The organism is Rhodococcus chondri (assembly GCF_036327435.1).
In the GTDB taxonomy this organism is placed as follows: domain Bacteria; phylum Actinomycetota; class Actinomycetes; order Mycobacteriales; family Mycobacteriaceae; genus Rhodococcus; species Rhodococcus chondri.
This window is the reverse complement of record NZ_JAUZMZ010000303.1, coordinates 1-3051: the sequence shown is the minus strand read 5'-3', so window position 1 is coordinate 3051 and position 3051 is coordinate 1. Positions and strand designations below refer to the sequence as shown.

Genomic DNA, 3051 nt, shown 5'->3' with positions numbered 1-3051 from the left:
ACCCGAGGGTGAGCATGTGCTGCTGCAGGCACACCTCTTCTGCGATCCGCACGAGTGCCGATTTCGAGAAGTCCGCGAACCGCACGTCCGACAGGAGCGGTCCGGAGTAGTCGGGCCGGCCTTCGCCGTCCTCGACGATGGCACTCAATTCTGTCGCGACCGCCGCGGTCCGGCCGAGAGCTTCGGTGTGCGGCTCCACGGCCGGCGGGACGTGCGACGGGTCGATGACCACCGTCCACGCGCAGTGCGGGTTACGGTCCTCGGGTCGGCGCGGTGGCCGGTGGATGGGCCTGACCTGGGCGTGGGGGTTGGTGGCAAGCGCCGTCGCGTCGAAGGTCGGGTCTTCGATGTCGTGGCACATCGAGGTCACATACGCGTCGCCGAGCGGTTCGACGTCCATCAGTGCGCCGCAGTGATCGAGCCAGAACTCGCCGTGGTCGTGGTCGTCGACGCGGTACCGGAAATCCATGAATTGCGGTGGTGCGCCGATGTCGAGCTGCAGCCCCTTGAAAATCGTCTCGACGCTGTCGCTCTCGTATCGCAACGCCCGTTGCATGCGCCGGGTGTACCAGGGGCTCGACGCCTGCCATTCCTCGATCGCGACCTGCGCCATACCCTCACGGCCGAAGGCAGAGATCAGGTGCGCCATGCCGGACCGGTCTATCAGTTGCCCGCACAGCAACAGCTCCGGCACCAGCACAGCCAGATCGGCACGCGAATGCGCAGCGAACGATGTGCCGGTGCGCACCGGGTTCACCACAGCGCGACCGGTGCCCGACCGACCGGGTACCAGCCCGGCAGCGGCGTACCCGACGTGGACCGTTCGATGCGCTTGTTCATTCCATCGGACAGGGCACCGTCGGTGATCATCTCCAGGAACAGATGCGAGACGTTTCCGAAGTCGAAGAAGTCGCGCTGCCAGGACCACTGGAAGTTTCCGGCGTAGCGGAACCAGCTGCCGCCGATCCCGTTCACCATGTAGTTCTCGCCGTTCTTGCGGGTCGCGTCGGCGACCTGCTTCCACAGACCGATGACGTCGCCGCTGCGGTCGTCGACGACGAACTGCTGGTAGGGGTACTGCCAGCCCTCCAGGCCGTCCATTTCCTGCCCGAGGGCGAGTTCGCGGATCTCGTCTCGTCCGACCGCCATGAACTCCTGCTTGGGGCCGTAGTTCCAGCCGTAGGTGGCGTCCTCGGTGTACATCTCGGCGAGCGGCTTCCAGTCGCCTTCCGCTTCGGCACGCTTGTTGGCGTCGATCCAGCGGGAAATCATCTCGTCCAGCTCGGCACGGTCGAACGTGGCCATCTCGTCTCCTGTTGTCGGTCTTCGGTGAAGTTGTCAGTCTTCGATGATGCGGAGCGCCTGGGTCGGGCAATAGCGCACGGCGGCTTCGGCATCACTGCGCAGGTCCGCGGGCACGGGGTCGGTGAGGATCTCGACGTGACCGTGTTTGGGAACGGTGAATACATCGGGTGCTTCCATCGAGCACATGGCGTGCCCCTGGCACAGATCGAGGTCCGCTTCGATTCTCACGACGCTCCGTCTCCTTCCCGATTGCGGCGGCGGTACCGGACGGCGCAGGGCTGGGCGAGTTGCACCACCATCTTCGAATGATCGTTGCGGTATGAGTCGGCGGGCTGCGCCATCTCGAACTCGAAGTCCCGCAGCAGAATCGAGAATATGGCCTTGAGCTGCATGAGCGCGAAGGCGGCACCGACGCACCGGTGCCGGCCGGCCCCGAAGGGGATCCACGTCCAGCGGTTGACGATGTCTTCCTGGTTCGGGTCGATGTACCGTCCGGGATCGAAGGTATCCGGATTCGGGAAGTCCTCGGGGATCCGGTTGGAGATGGCCGGTGTCGCTCCGACGAGGTCGCCCTCGGAGATCCGGTACCCGCCCACCTCGAAATCGCCGCGCGCGACCCGCAGCAGCAGGATCAGCGGAGGGTGCAGTCGCAAGGTCTCTTTGAGAACGGCTTCGAGGACCGGGATCCGGCGCAGAGCATGGAAACTCACGTTCTCGCCGTCGGCATAGATCGCGTCCAGTTCTTCCGACACCTGCTGCATGTATTCGGGATTGCGAAGCAGTTCGATGAGCGCCCACGCCGCCGTACCGGAGGTCGTGTGGTGACCGGCGAACATCATCGAGATGAAGATGCCGGTGATCTCATCGGCGCTGAACCGCTCGTTACCGTCCTCGTCCTTGATGGACACCAGCACATCGAGCATGTCGCGATCTTCCTTGCCCACAGGAGGGTTCGCGATCCGGCCGACCATGATGTCCTGCACGAGACCGACGAGGCCGCGCCGCGCCTCGTCGCGACGGCGGAAGCTCTCGATCGGGGCGTACGGGTCGACGAAAGCGAGTGCGTCCGTGCCCTTCTCGAGATCGTGATACAGCTGCGCGAACCGGTCGTCGAGCTGATCGCGGAACTTCTTGCCGATCAGACACGCCGACGACGTGTAGATCGTCAGTTCGGCGAAGAACTCGAGCAGATCGATTTCGCCTTCGTCGCCCCACCCGGCGACCATGTCCTGCACTTCGCGGTCGATCGTGGCAGCGTGCCCTTTCATCTGCTCGCCGCGCAGCGCGGTGTTGTGCAGCATTTCCTTTCGCCGCTCCGGGCTGGCGTCGAACACCACGCCCTCGCCGAAGACCGGCTTCATGAACGGATAGGCAGCCTGCTGGTCGAGGTCCTCGTCGGACGAGCGGAAGAAGAATTCGTTGGCTTCGGCCCCGGAGAGCAGCACCACCTTCTTGTCGGCCAGCTGGAATTCGCCGACATCACCGCATTCCTCGCGGACGCGGCGCATCAATGCGATCGGGTCGGTGCGTAGCTCTTCGAGGTGGCCGTGCTGCTGTTCGCCACCGGAGACACGCTTGGGTTCGACGACAGTGGTCACTGGTCTTCCTTCCGCAACGGCGCTTCGGGTTGCACCTCGATCAGCACGATGTGAGCTCCGCGTGGAGCGGACACGACGGCGACGGCGGCCGACGCGATATCCGATGCCCGCAGAAAATAGGGGTGGCGCGCGAAACCCCAGCGCCCCC

Annotated in this window: 3 protein-coding genes and 2 pseudogenes; all 5 read right to left on the bottom strand. The window is 64.7% G+C overall.

The window, feature by feature from the left end; genetic code table 11:
• Positions 1 to 760, bottom strand: a pseudogene (locus Q8814_RS25380) (hypothetical protein); the annotation flags it as partial.
• Entirely contained in the window at positions 754 to 1305 is a 552-nt protein-coding gene (locus Q8814_RS25375) for a Cif family virulence factor (protein WP_330154716.1), read from the bottom strand. The gene Q8814_RS25375 and the pseudogene Q8814_RS25380, both read right to left, overlap by 7 nt.
• A gap of 33 nt (positions 1306 to 1338) precedes the next feature.
• Positions 1339 to 1533, bottom strand: coding sequence for a ferredoxin (locus tag Q8814_RS25370; RefSeq protein ID WP_330154715.1), 195 nt, complete (start codon positions 1531 to 1533; stop codon positions 1339 to 1341).
• Complete coding sequence (locus tag Q8814_RS25365) at positions 1530 to 2903, bottom strand: cytochrome P450 (RefSeq protein ID WP_330154714.1); 1374 nt, start codon at positions 2901 to 2903, stop codon at positions 1530 to 1532. The genes Q8814_RS25370 and Q8814_RS25365 overlap by 4 nt, the downstream gene beginning before the upstream one ends.
• Positions 2900 to 3051: pseudogene (locus Q8814_RS25360) on the bottom strand (SDR family oxidoreductase); the annotation flags it as partial. The gene Q8814_RS25365 and the pseudogene Q8814_RS25360, both read right to left, overlap by 4 nt.

What these genes read in the sequence shown, in the direction of transcription:
- Q8814_RS25375 (WP_330154716.1), bottom strand. Translation starts at nt 1,305, where the DNA reads ATGGCCACGTTCGACCGTGCCGAGCTGGACGAGATGATTTCCCGCTGG.